This window comes from Rothia sp. SD9660Na, from assembly GCF_030064065.1.
In the GTDB taxonomy this organism is placed as follows: domain Bacteria; phylum Actinomycetota; class Actinomycetes; order Actinomycetales; family Micrococcaceae; genus Rothia.
The window spans coordinates 2,276,660-2,290,736 of record NZ_CP125946.1; the positions used below are offsets into that span (position 1 = coordinate 2,276,660).

11 protein-coding genes are annotated in these 14,077 nt (G+C 64.0%); 6 read left to right on the top strand and 5 right to left on the bottom strand.

Annotated features, from left to right (window positions below; genetic code table 11):
• Positions 1-192: 192 nt before the first annotated feature.
• Entirely contained in the window at positions 193-681 is a 489-nt protein-coding gene (locus tag QM007_RS10560) for a hypothetical protein (protein ID WP_283489924.1), read from the bottom strand.
• 40 nt (positions 682-721) lie between these two features.
• Positions 722-1,960, bottom strand: coding sequence for an MFS transporter (locus tag QM007_RS10565; protein ID WP_283489925.1), 1,239 nt, complete (start codon positions 1,958-1,960; stop codon positions 722-724).
• 132 nt (positions 1,961-2,092) lie between these two features.
• Here QM007_RS10565 and QM007_RS10570 point away from each other — a divergent pair, with 132 nt between their 5' ends.
• Positions 2,093-2,854 carry a LamB/YcsF family protein gene (locus tag QM007_RS10570; RefSeq protein WP_283489926.1) on the top strand — a complete coding sequence of 254 codons (762 nt, stop codon included), beginning with the start codon at positions 2,093-2,095 and terminating at the stop codon, positions 2,852-2,854.
• Positions 2,855-2,949: 95 nt separating this feature from the next.
• On the opposite strand, the gene QM007_RS10575 is transcribed toward QM007_RS10570, so the two are convergent.
• A complete protein-coding gene (locus tag QM007_RS10575) occupies positions 2,950-3,588 on the bottom strand; it encodes a DUF559 domain-containing protein (RefSeq protein ID WP_283489927.1) in 639 nt (212 codons plus the stop codon).
• A 409-nt stretch (positions 3,589-3,997) separates the two neighbouring features.
• Here QM007_RS10575 and QM007_RS10580 point away from each other — a divergent pair, with 409 nt between their 5' ends.
• The 3 genes from QM007_RS10580 to QM007_RS10590 are packed head-to-tail and all read left to right on the top strand — an operon-like array spanning position 3,998 to position 8,294.
• A complete protein-coding gene (locus QM007_RS10580; protein ID WP_283489928.1) occupies positions 3,998-5,734 on the top strand; it encodes a 5-oxoprolinase subunit B/C family protein in 1,737 nt (578 codons plus the stop codon).
• An 8-nt stretch (positions 5,735-5,742) separates the two neighbouring features.
• Positions 5,743-7,551, top strand: a complete 1,809-nt coding sequence (locus tag QM007_RS10585; RefSeq protein WP_283489929.1) for an acetyl/propionyl/methylcrotonyl-CoA carboxylase subunit alpha — start codon at positions 5,743-5,745, stop codon at positions 7,549-7,551.
• A 56-nt stretch (positions 7,552-7,607) separates the two neighbouring features.
• Entirely contained in the window at positions 7,608-8,294 is a 687-nt protein-coding gene (locus QM007_RS10590) for a GntR family transcriptional regulator (RefSeq protein ID WP_283489930.1), read from the top strand.
• Positions 8,295-8,372: 78 nt separating this feature from the next.
• Here the strand turns inward: QM007_RS10590 and QM007_RS10595 are convergent, their stop codons facing one another.
• On the bottom strand, positions 8,373-9,608 hold the full coding sequence (locus QM007_RS10595; RefSeq protein ID WP_283489931.1) for an NRAMP family divalent metal transporter: 1,236 nt from the start codon (positions 9,606-9,608) through the stop codon (positions 8,373-8,375).
• 161 nt (positions 9,609-9,769) lie between these two features.
• On the bottom strand, positions 9,770-10,183 hold the full coding sequence (locus QM007_RS10600) for a choice-of-anchor M domain-containing protein (protein ID WP_283489932.1): 414 nt from the start codon (positions 10,181-10,183) through the stop codon (positions 9,770-9,772).
• Positions 10,184-10,401: 218 nt separating this feature from the next.
• On the opposite strand from QM007_RS10600, the gene QM007_RS10605 reads away from it, so the two are divergent.
• Together QM007_RS10605 and QM007_RS10610 are read left to right on the top strand one after the other, a co-directional pair.
• Positions 10,402-12,501 (top strand): TIGR03773 family transporter-associated surface protein, encoded by a 2,100-nt coding sequence (locus QM007_RS10605; protein ID WP_283489933.1) that lies wholly within the window; start codon positions 10,402-10,404, stop codon positions 12,499-12,501.
• The gene (locus QM007_RS10610; RefSeq protein WP_283489934.1) at positions 12,467-14,065 is read left to right on the top strand and encodes an anchored repeat ABC transporter, substrate-binding protein; all 1,599 of its coding nucleotides are present in this window, start codon (positions 12,467-12,469) and stop codon (positions 14,063-14,065) included. Before QM007_RS10605 ends, QM007_RS10610 begins: the two co-directional genes overlap by 35 nt.
• The last annotated feature ends 12 nt before the right edge of the window (positions 14,066-14,077 follow it).

The following is a 14,077-nucleotide window of genomic DNA, read 5'->3' on the forward strand; positions in this document are numbered from 1 at the left end:
ATCAAAATTTCACATAGGTGGAATACTTTGATAGATTAGCCGCCCCTCCCCACGCTCACCCCACAAACCACCCAGTTTTCTAATGGAGCCACGGAACCTGTTGCGTAAGCCCAATACTTTAACGAGAGAAAGCGAGCCAATCGGCTCGCTTTCTCAAACATACGCGTTTCTCATGGCTCTGACAGGCAGCTACTATGCAAAGAAAGACGTCCCCTTCTGCGCCTGCGAACTCTCAAGAATAGCCGCCTGCTGCTCCGGGGTATAGGTAGCATCAACAGTCCGGATGGCCTCACCCAGGTCGTAGGCGTCCTGCTCGGCCAGCAGCTGGGCAGAGTCAGCCAGCACATCAGCTACCCGGGCTTTCAGGTCAGCCGCACTCGCCAAGCCGTCCTCCTGCAGCACCAGCTGCTCACCAGCGTCCGCACCGGTCTCAGAACCCGGCTCCGCGGCGTCCTCAAGCTCAAAGAGAGCGAAGCCGTAGCGGCGCTCGTCCCCAATATAAAAAATGTTCAGCAGCAGAGTAAAGACGCGGCCGGTCAGATCGATGTAGGTCTTCTCAAGTTCGGCGGTCTCTAGCCAGAGACCATCGACCTCAGCCGGGGCGTCGTACTCAAAATCGTAGCCAAAGTCGGTAGCCAGGGCGTGGGCCAGCGGGCCAATACCATAGTCGGGGCGAGCCATAGGGTTCCTTAGGGTAGTAGGGCGGACGGATGCCAGGCGGCTAGTCCATATCGCGGCCGGCGGTTTCGGGTACCGCGGCGCGCGTGAAGGTAATCAGGCCAATACCAATGACGGCGAAGACCGTAAACGTCATGCCTAGGCCAAGGGCTGCCACCATCTGCGGGAAGAAAAGGGAGACCGTAAAGTTAGCGATCCAGGAGACAAAGGTAGCCACGCCCATGCCACCGCCGCGCACGCGGGCGGGGAAGACTTCGCTCATGAGCACCCAGGTCACCGGCGATACGGCGCCCTGCTGGAAAACCAAGAAAATAATAGAAATCAAGAGGGTGGCCCAGGGGCGGGCGGCGGCGTCCAGCACCTGCGAGGTCACGGCCAGCATAGCCAGGGAGAAGGTAGTGCCTACCAGGCCGATAGTCAGCACCAGGCGGCGGGGGAAGCGTCCTACGAACCAGAGACCAACAGCTGCACCCAGCACCGACAGCACACCGTTGGAGATGTTGGCGGTCAGAGCCGCGTCGGTGGAAAAGCCAGCCTCGCGCAGCACCTGGGTGCCGTAATACATGAGGGCGTTGACGCCGGTAGCCTGCTGCACAATACCAATAGCCGCAGCCAGCAACAGGGTGGTGCGCAGAGCCGGGTCGCGCCAGAGCAGCTTCAGGGCACCGCGCTCGGCTGCAGCCTCCCGCTTATAGCCCGGCGATTCGGGCACCAGGAACATACCCATAAAAAGCACCAGCGCAGGAATGATTGAGATAGCGAACATGACCCGCCAAATCATCACCTGATGAGCAAAAATATTGCCAATCATCGCGTTGACCACGTAGGCAGTGAGCTGGCCAAAGACAATCATGAACTGGTTGCGGGTGACAATCGCACCGCGGCGGTTGGCGGGAGAAATTTCCGCCAGATAAATCGGCACAACCGCCGAGGCAGCACCGACCGCCAGGCCCACCAGCACGCGGAAGACAATAAAAATACCCAGGTTAGGGGCAGCGGTAAGGCCCAGGGAGCTGGCAGCAAAAACCAAAGCCAGCACGAAAAGCACGCGACGGCGTCCGAACCGGTCAATCAACTGCCCGGCAAGGAGCGCGCCGAAAGCGGCACCCAGGGTCAGCGCGGACGTCGCCACCCCCTCCGCCGCAGGCGACAGGGTAAAGTCCTGCTGCAAGAAGGGAAGGGCGCCGTTAATAATTCCGGTGTCATAGCCGAAGAGAAAGCCGCCCACCGAGATAATCCAGGTGTAGAGGGTGACCCGGCGGGGGTCGGTAGCGTGTGTCATGCGCACTCCTTTGTAGACCTCAGCAATTCTAGCCCCCTTACCCCGCCCAGGGAACATGCCCGCCCAGGTGCGGCGGACGTCCGCGCCCCAGCCGGTGCGCCCGGCAGGGGGCGGCAGCGGTAGGCTAGTGCCATGAGCACCCTACATATTGATGTGAATTCTGATTCTGGGGAGTCCTTTGGCTCCTGGACCATGGGCGACGACGCTGCAATGATGCAGACCGTCTCTTCAGCCAATATCGCCTGCGGTTTCCACGCGGGTGACCCCTCGGTAGCGCGCACCACCGTGCGGGCGGCGCACGAGAACGGCGTGACGATTGGAGCCCACGTTTCTTACCCTGACCTGGCTGGTTTTGGCCGCCGGTTCATGGACATGACCGCCACCGAACTCACCGACGCGGTGATCTACCAGGTGGGGGCACTTGAGGCGGTAGCCCGGGTTGAGGGCGCCGAGGTGCGCTACTGTAAGCCCCACGGCGGTCTCTACAACGCTATTGTTCACCACGAGGTGCAGGCTGCTGCCGTGGCCCGTGCCCTGCACGAGCTGGGGGATCTGCCGATTCTCTGCCTGCCCAATTCAGCTGTTGCCCGGGAGGCGCAGGCGCTGGGTGTTCCGGTGTTCTATGAGGCTTTTGCCGACCGCGGTTACACCCCTGAGGGTACCCTGGTGTCCCGCCGCAAGGCCGGTGCCGTGATTCACGACCCGCAGGCTGTCGCCGAGCGTGTGGTGCGCATGGCGGTGGACCGCGAGGTGGTAGCTGTTGATGGGTCGGTTGTTCCTTTGCAGGCCGATAGCATCTGCGTTCACGGCGACACCCCCGGGGCTGTCGCCATCGCCCAGCAGGTGCGGGCAGCGCTTGAGGACGCCGGGGCGGACGTCCGCGCCTTCGCCTAGGGAGGCGGGCGGCGGCGTCCTGCCCCCACTGCCCTGCTGAATGCGACGTGTTTTCCCGAGCGGGTGTTGCTTTAACGCCCGTTCGGGAATTCAAGTCACATTCGGCGGCGGGGCCCTTCACAAACTCCAGCCCTCGCCAGCTTTGCGCGCAGACGCTCAGGGTGCACCACAATGTCCTCCCATAAAGCGCGCACCACGGTATACCCCATGCTCTCTAATTCGTGCTGACGGCGGCGCTCGTTCTGAACCACGTCCTCTGCAGCCTCACCAAAAGTACCCGCATACTTGACCTTGCCATCAACTTCTAAAATGACCCGCTCTTTCTCCCACAAAAAGTCAGGCGGTGGTGTCACACGGGCTCCCCGATGGAACACCGCACTGTCGCATTCCTTCTGTCGATTGCGGCTGACCTGCACCCGCCCTCGAGATTTGACTGAATCGCGCGGATGGCTCACCCATATTTTGTGCGGTAACCGCAGCACAGGGGCACCCCACCAGAGAGCTGCAGACACATGGCTTAACACATACCCCCGATTTGTTTTCATGAAAGCCACATGCCCGGCTAAACACCTATCAGCATTGCTCAGTGACTCCCACAGAGCTGTCTTTATATAAGCATTATGAGCAACCTTGAAGAGCTCTCCCCTAGCGCATTCACGGCTTACGCCGGAAGTGCTCTTACCCAGGTGTCTAAGCTCAACCGAAGTTTTGACAGTATCAAACAGGTGTTCCATGGGTTAAAAATGCCCTATACAGCACGTCTCTACTAGCCTGTTTCTACTATCTGTGGATAAGTTTGGCGCCTAACTGCAGTAGTTTGCTCAGGGCGAGAAGTATGACGCCAGTGAGTCAAAGTTATCCACAGAGATAGAGCCGTTGAGCGGCGTTTACCCCGGCACAGAGCATTCCAGAAATGGCCTCACCACTGAATGTGACTCGTCTTCCCGAAAGGGCGTTAAAACAACACCCGCTCGGGAAAGTAAGTCGCATTCGCCAAAGAGAACAGTCACAAGGGGGCACAGCTTGCGTGGGCGTCGCCACATCTGCCAGAATTGTTGAACAATCCTGAGTAGTGGTTGAGGGCTCTTCGTTTTCTCCAACCACCGACAGGCCGTTCAGCATAACCAGGCAGAGAGGGGCGCCATGGCCACCGCACAGATACCCGGCAGGCTCACCGCTAACGGGCACGCAGCCGACATCTACACGGTCAAGCCCTTCGGCCTACTAGCCGTTATGGTTGACTGCCGCACCCTCGAAAACGCCCTGCACCTGCACGGCCACCTGCAGCAACACCCTGCCGTGGGGCAGACCGAACTGGTCCCGGCAGCCCAGACTGTGCTCGTCCGCTTTGCTGCTGCCGAGCACGCCGCTGCCTTTCTTGCGGCACCCAACCTGCCGCAGGCGTCCGGAGACGTACGCACCCACGGTCGCACGGTCACCATCCCGGTGGTCTACGACGGCCAGGACCTCGCGGACGTCGCCGCCCACCTGGGCATGAGTGAGCAGGCAGTCATCTACGCCCACACGACCGGCCACTGGTCGGTTGCTTTTGCGGGTTTCGCCCCGGGCTTCTTCTACCTGCACCGGCACGATAATGTGCTGGATGTTCCGCGTCGCCCCACCCCGCGCACCTCGGTTCCTTCTGGTGCTGTTGGTCTGGCCGGTGATTTTTCGGGTATTTACCCGCGTACCTCCCCCGGCGGTTGGCAGCTCATTGGCCACACGAACGCCCCCCTCTGGAACCTCGCCCAGAACCCGCCCGCCCTGCTGGAGCCCGGTATGCAGGTGCAGTTCGAGGCGGTGCGTGAGCTCATTACAGCAGGTCAGGCAGGGGTTCAGGACGACCCCGCCCACCCCGCCGAGGACGAGCAAGCATCGGCCCGCCCCGTACTTCAGGTGAAGGCTCCGGGATTACAGACCCTCTTCCAGGATTCCGGTAGAGCAGGGCTGACCCACTGGGGTGTTTCCCCTTCAGGACCTGCCGACCGGGAAGCGGCAGCAGAAGCTAACCGTTTGGTCGGTAATAGCGCGGGTGCAACCGTTCTTGAGAACCTGGCTGGCGGGCTGAAAGTAACCGCCCTGGTCGACGTAGAGTTGACCCTGACCGGGGCAGATACTCCGGCGCAGATAGCCGAGGACGCCACCGGGCAGGTTGCGGAGCCCGGGCAGGGTGCAGCTCAGGCGACAGACACCCCTCTGGCCGTTCGCCCCTACACTCCCTTTGCCCTGAAGCCCGGGCAGACCCTCACCCTGGGGGCGCCCACACGCGGTCTGCGTACCTATCTTGCGGTGCGCGGAGGGTTTGCCGCTAGAACCGAGGCGGCAAGCGCCTCCCGCGACACCCTGGCCGGGCTGGGTCCGAAGCCCCTGACAGCCGGGGAGCAGCTCTTCCTTGCCAGCCCACCGGTAGCGGTGGTGGCTGACCCGGCGTCCGCCCTGCCCATGCCGGAACCGGGTAAGGTGCTGGAGGTTCGCGCCCTACCCGGCCCCCGCGATGACTGGTTTACGCCCGACTCCCTAGACCGCTTCGCCGAGGTGACTTGGGAGGTCTCCCAGTCCAGTGACCGTATCGGGGTCAGACTCCTGTTAGCAGATGCCCCAGCCGACGGGGGCGCAGGAGCCCAGCCCACCGACGTACTCACCCGGGCCGTGACCCGGGAGCTGCCCAGCGAGGGTATGGTGGCCGGGGCGATCCAGGTGCCGCCGAGCGGTGAGCCCGTGGTCTTCCTGGCCGATCACCCGGTGACCGGCGGCTACCCCGTCATTGCCACGGTGCACCCGGCTGACCTGCGCCTCCTGGCCCAGGCCCCACCCGGCACCCAGCTAAGATTCACCCTACTAACCGACCCCCAGACCGCCCCTACCCCGACCGAAAAGTGAGCCCCCGCATGCGTAAAGTTCTCGTTGCTAACCGTGGCGAAATTGCCGTCCGTATTATTGGCGCCTGCGCCGCCCAGGGTATCGCGTCGGTGGCGGTCTACGCCGATTCGGACGCCGAGGCCCTGCACACCGCCCTGGCCGATGAGGCCTACGCCCTGGAGGGCACCGGCCCTGCCGAAACCTACCTGGATATTGAGAAAGTACTAGCCATTGCGGTGGCCTCGGGGGCTACTGACGTGCACCCCGGCTACGGTTTTTTGGCGGAGAACGCCGACTTTGCCCGCGCTGTAATCGCTGCGGGGCTGACCTGGATTGGCCCTGCCCCCGAGACCATCGAGGCCCTGGGCGATAAGGTCAAGGCCCGCGAGCTGGCCCAGTCGGTGGGAGCTCCCCTAGCCCCCGGGTCGGACGGCCCCGTCGCCTCCCCCGAAGAGGCCCGCGCCTTTGCCCAGGAGCACGGTTTGCCCTCCATCATTAAGGCCGCCCACGGTGGCGGCGGGCGCGGTATGCGTATCGTGCGGGAGCTGGGCGAGGTGGAGGGCGCCTTCGTCGCAGCTTCACGCGAGGCTGTAGCTGCCTTCGGTAACGGGGAGTGCTTCATTGAGCGTTTCCTAGAGAAGCCCCGCCACGTAGAGGCCCAGGTGGCGGCTGATTCCCACGGTAATGTGGTGGTGGTAGGCACCCGCGATTGCTCCCTCCAGCGCCGTAATCAGAAGCTGATTGAGGAGGCTCCCGCCCCCTTCCTCACCGACGATCAGCGGGCCCAGATTGAGCGTGCGTCCGCTGAGATTTTCCGGGCTGCCGGGTATGTGGGGGTGGGTACCGCCGAGTTTATGGTGGCCCTTGATGGCACCATTTCCTTCCTGGAGGTCAATACCCGCATTCAGGTGGAGCACCCGGTGACTGAGGAGGTCACCGGGGTTGACCTGGTGGCCCTGCAGCTCGACATTGCGGCGGGCAAGCCCCTGCCCTTTACCGAGACTCCTGAGCCGGTTGGTCACGCCTTTGAGTTCCGCATCAATGCGGAGGACCCGGCCCGGGGCTTCCTGCCCGCAGCTGGCCACATTGAGTCCATCGCCGTGCCCTCTGGCCCTGGGATCCGCTGGGACGCCGGGGTGCGCCCGGGCTCTGTGGTCAGCGGCGAGTTTGATTCCATGCTGGCCAAACTGATTGTCACCGGCCCCACCCGCGAGGTGGCCCTGCGCCGGGCCCGTTTCGCCCTGGCCCAGATGGATATCGCCGGGGTGGCAACCGTATTGCCCTTTGACCGGCAGGTGCTTGAAGCACCCGCCTTTACCGCTGAGGGCGGAGATTTCGGGGTCTACACCACCTGGATTGAGGACGCTTTCCTCCCCTCCCTCGCCCAGGGCGATGGCGCTGCCACCACCCCTGCCAGCCCCGAGGCTGGGGGCGGGGCGCAGGCGTCCTACCGTCAGCCCCTGCTACCGGTGGGTGCTAGCGTCTTCCCGGGCACCGGCATCACCCGCTTCACCCTGGAAATTGACGGCACCCCGCACCGGGTGGGTCTGCCTGATTCGGTTTTTGCTTCTTTGGGTTCGGGTGCGGACGCCGCCACCCCCGCCAGCGGGCAGGAGCAGGCAGGTGCCGGGCAGGTACTGGCCCCCATGGGCGGGGCCCTGCTCAAGTACACGGTTGCCGTGGGCGATGAGGTAGCCGCCGGGGACCAGGTGGCCCTGCTGGAGGCCATGAAGACTGAGGTTCCGGTGCTGGCTGAAGCCGCCGGCACCGTGGCAGAACTTCCCACCCAGGTAGGCGAGCGCCTGACCGCGGGCGAGGTACTGGTGGTCTTTGAGTAAGCAGTAGGTCATCTACCCCCGTACTTAGGCATTAAGCCCATCGGTAGAATGAAACGGTGAACCCCGAGACCACCACCATCGACCTTGCCCCGTCTTTAGCTGATATCGCCCGTACCCGGCCGAGCCATGCCCAGGCGACCGGCTGGGCAGCAGAGACCCTGCGCACCGCCATGGACGCCGGTGCCCTCACTCCCGGGTCCAAGCTCACCGAAGAGCACCTGGCAGCTACCCTGGGGGTTTCCCGCAACACCCTGCGGGCCGCTTTCACGCTGTTAGAAGCCCAGAACCTGGTTGAGCGCATCCCCAACCGGGGTGTTTTTGTGGCTAACCCCGGCCCCCAGCAGGTTGCCGATCTTTTTATTGAGCGGTGGGCGGTGCAGGCGGCCGCCCTCGATGTAGCGCCAGCAGGCCCTATCCCTCATGCCCACCGCGCCCTGGCACGGGCTGAAGAGGCTCGGGCGCGCGGGTCAGTGACAGGCATGGCCGGCGCTAACCAGGACTTCCACCGAGCTCTCGTCGATCATGCTGGCTCTGCCCGCCTGACCCAGGCCATGTCGCGTATTCTGGCTGAAATGCGCCTGCTCTTCTTCTCGCAGGTCACGGTGCCGGGCTTCCACGCCCCCTATGTAGAACGCAACGCCCACCTCTTGAACCTGGTCGAGTCAGGCCAGCGGGAGGCCGCCCGGGCCTACCTGCGCACCTACCTGACGGAGTCCCGCAACTACTTCACGCAGGGGTTGTAGTAGGGGTAAGGACGCGCCCGCCCCGCCTTTCGTGTAGGAAGGCGGGGCGGGGGCGTCCTTGTGTACCGGCGCGGGAATTTAGCCGGCCCAGAGGGCGACGATACCGCTGAGGGACTTGTACCCCAGGTAGATGGTTAGCAGCCAGGAGACCCAACCGATAACAATCAGCCAGACGGGGTAGGCGTAGCCCTTAAGCAGGGTCTTGGCGCGGAAGGTTGCCACAAACAGCAGAACCGCAAAACCGACCGGCAGAATCAGACCGTTGACGGCACCTGCCACAATCAGCAGGGTGGCAGGGGCCTTACCCGCAATGATGAAGACAATGGTTGAGACCACGATGAAGCCGATAGTCAGGGCGTTCTTGGCGGTCACGGAGGTCTTGGAGGAGGTCAGGAAGGACACCGAGGTGAAGGCCGCGCCAATCACCGACGAGATAGCTGCTCCCCAGAGAATCAGACCGAAGAGGCGGGTTCCTACGTCACCCGCTGCGATGCCGAAGGCCTGACCGGCGATGGACTTATCGGTATCGAGGGCAACGCCGGTAGCTACCACGCCCAGAATTGCCAGGAAGAGCAGGAAGCGCATCACACCGGTGATGATAATGCCGGTGACGGATGAGCGGGAGATGTCCTTGACGTATTCGGTACCTGAGATACCGGCGTCCAGCATACGGTGGGCACCGGCGTAGGTAATGTAACCGCCCACGGTGCCGCCAACCAGGGTGGTAATAACGGTGAAGTTCACTTCACTGGGAGTGACGGTGTTTTTGAGGGCCTCACCGACGGGCGGGTTGGAGACGATTGCAACGTAGAGGGTTGCCAGAATCATGACGGCACCGAGGACGACGACAATGCGATCCAGGGCTACACCGGCTCGTTTGGAGAGGAAGACGCCGATAGCGAGGACGGCGGTGACGATACCGCCGGTGGTGGCGTCCATGCCGAGCATGGAGTTGAGGCCCAGGCCGCCGCCTGCGACGTTACCGACGTTGAAAACGAAGCCGCCGAGGGCTACCAGGATAGCGAGGAAGATGCCGAGACCGGGAAGGACGGAGTTGGCAAGTTCCTGGGCTTTCATGCCGGAGACGCCAATGACGCGCCAGACATTAAGCTGCACGGCGATGTCAATGAGAATCGACACCAGAATCGCAAAGGCGAAGGCTGCGCCCATCTGGTAGGTGAACTGGCCGGTCTGGGTGATGAAGCCGGGGCCGATGGCGCTGGTGGCCATGAGGAAGAGGGAGCCGAGTAGGGTGGTGCGGCGCCCCTTGGCGGCCTGGTCTTTGGGGGTGATCAGGGCGTTTGTGTCTGCCATGTCTCTCCTTGGGGGTAGGAGCACGCGACGAGGCCGTCATAGTGCGTGCTAGGTCATAGACATAGATTACACAATTGTTGAACAATCGCAAGAGAAGAGCTCGCGCACGTGCCACCTTAAAAGTGCAACTGCCCGTCACTTAGTGAAGGGCAGTTGCACTTCTAAGGGGGCAGATTCGGCAAGGGGGTTAGCGCTGACGGCGGCGCAGCGTCAGGACGCCCGCCCCCAGTGCCAGCCGCACCGTCATCGCCAGTCGCGCGGACACCGTCCGCCTGCTTCCCTGCCTCGGGCAGCGGGGCGCTGTAGTAGACGTCGAACCCGTAGACCCTGGGGTCGGTAAAGACCCAGTTAGCATGGGCGTGGGTAGCGAAATCAATGTCGATGGTGGCGCCCTTGGTAGCACCGTCCGGAGCCTCAACCGGCACCAAGTGCAGGGTAACCGGTCCGGCCAGCTGGGCGTAGTCAACGCCCTGAGTGTTCCAGCCGGGCCAGAAAATACCGGCCTGCTGGGTCTGGGGCAGACCGTATAACTCGCTACCGGCCTCACCCAGGAAGTCCAACTCGGGGGCCATCATCTGCTCCTGGCGGGCGTCGGGCAGGGGCTGGGCGGGGCCGCGGGGCTAACGGTCAGCTCCGGCTACACCGGGGCGGACGGACTTGGGTCTGAATTGCGGTCTTTCTAGTATGTGCGGGTTGGGTGGCGAGAAGACCACCCATAATTTGAGAATGATTATCATTACCGATATCCTATGTGTCAAGAAAAGCCAAACAACACACAGCTAGAGAGCACACCATGAACCAGTTCCCCCGCGCCCTCTCGGTCGCAGCCCTTTCCGTGGCCCTGCTTACAGGCCCCCTAACCGCCTCACCCGCAGTAGCCGAGCAGGAGCGTCCTACCCCTACCGCTAGCCAGGCAGCCCCCACCGTAGGCGAAGAAGCTGCGGCGCGCACCATCCTCACCGTTGAGCACACCGACGCCCTGGCCATGGCTCTAGCCGACGGCCAGCTAGACCTCTTCACCTACGCCGACCTACCCGGTGCCCCGCGCACCCGCCTGGACCCCGCTCAGACAGTCTTCAACCTGCAAGACCGTGCGGAAACCAGGGTCAGCGTGCCCGCAGGGTTCGATTTTTTGGGCCCTGAGGGTTCAACAATCTGGTTAGCTCCCCAAACCCAGGTAGCCGGGGTGCTCTGGCCCGGCTGGAACACCGAGGGGATCCACCCCGGTGAGCTATACGGCGACAAGCTGACCCTAGAACTCATAAAAACCAAGGCTCCCGAGGGCGGTGCGGTTGATGTTTTCCAGTCCTCCCCCTTTGGCACCGAGCGAGTCTTTAGCTCCCGCGAGAAGCTGCCTGCCCTGCAGCAGCCGGTTGGCTCCCATGTGCACGCCAACTGGGCTTTCACCGCCACCGGCACCTACGAACTCACCTTCCGCGCCAGCGCCACTCGGGCGGACGGCACCCCCGTCAGTACCGAGCAGACCTACACCTTTGTGGTGGGGCAGCTCCCCGCCAAACTAGGTGGGTCGGCCGAGCTAGACCAGCCGACCGCCACTCCCTCCCCTAGCGCGGTGCCCGAGGCACCTTCATCTACTAGCCCCGAGCCCAGTGCACCTGCACCGGTAGAGACAACCGAAGCAGCGGCGGCCGCACCGGAGCAGGCCCCTACCTACGCCCCCCTCAACCCGGCGCCAGCCCCCGGCAGTGCCCAGGAAAGCACCACCGCCCAGACCAGCCAGCAGCATGCGGCCCCGGCTGTGGGAAGCAGTAACCAGGTTCACCGGGCACCGGCCGCCCAGAACCCAGCTCAGCAGCACCCCGCCCAGCAACACTCAGCGGCAGGCGGTAGCGGGAGCACCGCGCCCCAGCAGTGCATGGCCACCGAAGAGCTGGTCAAACCTGCCGAGCAGGCCCAGCAGGGTGAGGCAGGTACGGCTAACAGAGCGTCCGTGCGTACCCTGGATAAGCCCGCCTTCACTATCCAAAAAGCCGTCAACACAAGCACCAACAAAGCCACCAGCGGCCACTTCGACTTCGGGGCGGTACTGAGCGGCGGCAGCCTCTCGGCCCAGGTCAAGGACGACCGCACCTCCCCCGCCACCTGGAAGCAGCCCGGCGCCCTGACCTTTGTGCTGGGTGACAGCGCCAAGACCACCATGCCCGGCGGCCTGGGCCATATCGCCCCGGCAGGTGCCGAGGTCTACCTGATTGGGGCAACCCAGCAGGCCACCGTGCCCTGGGTCGGCTGGAACACCCAGAACCCTGAACTCGTTGCCCAGGCCTCCGGCCCAGCATCCCTCACCCTGACCGACCTGCAGGGCCCGGGTAGGCTGTCGGTCTTCCTCTCCGGCAACTTTGGATCAGCTGGGACCACCGTCTTTAACGGGGTGGGAGACTCCTTCTCGGTTCCGCTCAACACCCACCAGCACGCCAACTGGGTCTTCACCACCCCCGGCGTCTACTCCGCAACCCTCACCTGGTCTGTGCCGCTCAAGAGCGGCGGGCAGGTTTCGGCCAGCGGCACCCTGAATTTTGAGGTAGGTGATATTGCTCGGGCTGAACAGCAGCCCCAGCAGCAGGACGCCGGTAGCGGCTCTAGTTCCAAGGCCCCCGCAGGTGGTGGGCAGGGCTCTGTCGATAGTGCCACCGGCCTGGTCACTCGACCCGACGGCTCCCAGGTGCGCATTGTGGGTAAGACCGCCGATGGGCGCGACTGCACCCTGAGCGAGGACGAACTCGCCAAGGCCCAGCAGGCTTCAGCCCGGGGCGAGCTGGCCTACACCGGCACCTCATCGGCTGGCACCCTCGCCGCAGCCGGTGGCCTGGCCCTGCTGGCCGGGGCGGGCGTCCTGCTCTTTGTCCGTCGCCGTTCTGCCCGCCGTGCAGCCTAGCCGCATTCACCGCTGGGCCCCACTCCTACTGACCGCCCTGATAGCCCTTACCGGCTGTGGCAGTGCAGGGGAGCGGAGCCAGGAGGGCCTGCAGGTGGTGGCTTCCACCCCTATATTGGCCGACCTGGCCTCGGCCGTTGCCGGGGACAGGGCCCAGGTGACCTCCCTGGTACCAGCCGGGGCTGACCCCCACACCTACGAGCCCTCCCTGCGCGATGTTCGCGACGTAGCCTACGCCGACGTAGCCTTCACCAACGGCCTGCTGTTGGAGCAGCAGAAGCTGGTACGCATGGTTGACGCCAACCTGCCCGAGGGGGCGCTTTCGGTGGCGGTTGCCGAAGAGATTGAGAGCTACGGGGGCAGCCTGATTCCGATTGTTGAGGATGCCTCCCTCGACTCCATCTGGCTGGGCCTGCGCACTTCCGGCGCCCCGCGCGATGCCGACCTGGGTCGCGATACCTCGGTCACCTTCAGGGCCACTGCCGCCAGCGGGCCGGGCCAGCTGGCCGCCTTTATTACCGGCGCCTTTGGGTCGGTTGAGAAGGTGGCGGACTCCGGTGCCGACGGCGACAGGTCGGCGGGAAACCTGGGGGAAACCTCCCTTCCCCTTCAGGCCCATACCCATCTCTCATGGGCATATACTCAACCAGGTATATACTCCCTGGAGCTTGAAGCTCAGGCCCGCGGCGCTGACGGCGCGACCCTGGACGGCCTCACCGACGTCCGCCCAACCACCGTGCACTTTGCCGTCGGCGTCTCACCCGACATCCAGGCGCGCGCCCTACAGGAGGCCACCGGCCAGCCCGTCACCGTCCTCGATGCCGGGCATGCCGACCTCACCGCCCAGCTCGACACCGGCCGCTTGGTGATTCGCACCGACTCCGACGGGCAGGTCACCGAATACGATCCCGCCAGCACCGTCATTGCGGTACCTTCCCGCACCCTGCAGGAGCTCCCCGCCGGGCCCCAGTACCGCTTCCTCGGCAAGCCCGGCGACCAGGTCTACCTGCTGGCCCAGGCGGTGCTGGGCAAGCACGTCCACGGGGAAATCGACCCCCACATCTGGCACTCGGTACCCAACGCCATGGCCGCTGCCCAGCTCATACGCGACAGCCTCACTGCCGCCGACCCCGCCGGGGCAGCCACCTACCGGGCAAACACCGAAGCCCTGCTCACCGAACTGGAAGATACCGACCGGGAACTCCACCGCATCTACGGCCAGCTCCCCGACACCGCCAAGAACCTGGTCACCACCCACGACGGCTACCGCTACCTAGCCTCAACCTACAGGCTCACCGTCGCCGGGTACGTCTCCCCCGGCGCGGGCGTAGAACCCAGCATCCAGCAGCGCGAGCGCCTACGCCGCACCATCAACGACCTGGCCGTGCCCGCCCTCTACACTGAGCGCGGGTCGATGAACAGGACGCCGGTGCTCCAGCAGGTAGGCAAGGAGACCGGGGTGCGGGTCTGCGAGCTCTACTCCGACTCCCTCGATACAGATGCCCCCAGCTACTCCCAGATGATGCTGGCCAACGCGCAGGCCATTACCGACTGTTCCACCTAGGACAAGGATTTC

What these genes read in the sequence shown, in the direction of transcription:
- QM007_RS10560 (WP_283489924.1), bottom strand. Translation starts at nt 681, where the DNA reads ATGGCTCGCCCCGACTATGGTATTGGCCCGCTGGCCCACGCCCTGGCT.
- QM007_RS10565 (WP_283489925.1), bottom strand. Translation starts at nt 1,960, where the DNA reads ATGACACACGCTACCGACCCCCGCCGGGTCACCCTCTACACCTGGATT.
- QM007_RS10570 (WP_283489926.1), top strand. Translation starts at nt 2,093, where the DNA reads ATGAGCACCCTACATATTGATGTGAATTCTGATTCTGGGGAGTCCTTT.
- QM007_RS10575 (WP_283489927.1), bottom strand. Translation starts at nt 3,588, where the DNA reads ATGGAACACCTGTTTGATACTGTCAAAACTTCGGTTGAGCTTAGACAC.
- QM007_RS10580 (WP_283489928.1), top strand. Translation starts at nt 3,998, where the DNA reads ATGGCCACCGCACAGATACCCGGCAGGCTCACCGCTAACGGGCACGCA.
- QM007_RS10585 (WP_283489929.1), top strand. Translation starts at nt 5,743, where the DNA reads ATGCGTAAAGTTCTCGTTGCTAACCGTGGCGAAATTGCCGTCCGTATT.
- QM007_RS10595 (WP_283489931.1), bottom strand. Translation starts at nt 9,608, where the DNA reads ATGGCAGACACAAACGCCCTGATCACCCCCAAAGACCAGGCCGCCAAG.
- QM007_RS10600 (WP_283489932.1), bottom strand. Translation starts at nt 10,183, where the DNA reads ATGATGGCCCCCGAGTTGGACTTCCTGGGTGAGGCCGGTAGCGAGTTA.
- QM007_RS10605 (WP_283489933.1), top strand. Translation starts at nt 10,402, where the DNA reads ATGAACCAGTTCCCCCGCGCCCTCTCGGTCGCAGCCCTTTCCGTGGCC.